General features: G+C 68.9%; 1 protein-coding gene and 1 pseudogene. One reads left to right on the forward strand and one right to left on the reverse strand.

All coding sequences use genetic code 11. The annotated features are described in order from the left end of the window. Positions 1-62, reverse strand: a pseudogene (locus C1J01_RS54035) (hypothetical protein); the annotation flags it as partial. Positions 63-88: 26 nt separating this feature from the next. Here C1J01_RS54035 and C1J01_RS48900 point away from each other — a divergent pair. Further along, a partial coding sequence (locus C1J01_RS48900) for an MFS transporter (RefSeq protein WP_181449405.1) occupies positions 89-383 on the forward strand: 295 nt, incomplete at its 3' end.

Genomic DNA, 383 nt, shown 5'->3' on the forward strand with positions numbered 1-383 from the left:
CCTGCGACCCAGGTCCCTCGTCGAGGCGATGAACGCCGACCGGACCTGAACCACCGACCGCGTCACCCCCGCACAGGAAAGAGTCCACATGCGTTTGGGCCAGATCACCATGGACCTCACCCCGCTACGGTCCAGCCGGGATTTTCGGACCATGTTCTGGGCCAGGGTCGTCGCCCTGCTCGGCATCAGCCTGACGTTGGTGGCCCTGTCGATCCAGGTCTATCAACTCACCCGGTCGTCGCTGGCCGTCGGCATGGTCAATGTCGCCGCAGGTGGGACGCTGCTGGCGGGCACCCTGGCCGGCGGGGTCCTGGCCGACCGGTACGAGCGTCGCCAGCTGCTGCTGCTGTCCCGCGGCGGCGCCGCGGTCGTGTTCGCCGCAC

This window comes from Nonomuraea aridisoli (genome assembly GCF_003236395.1).
Taxonomy (GTDB): Bacteria; Actinomycetota; Actinomycetes; order Streptosporangiales; family Streptosporangiaceae; genus Nonomuraea; species Nonomuraea aridisoli.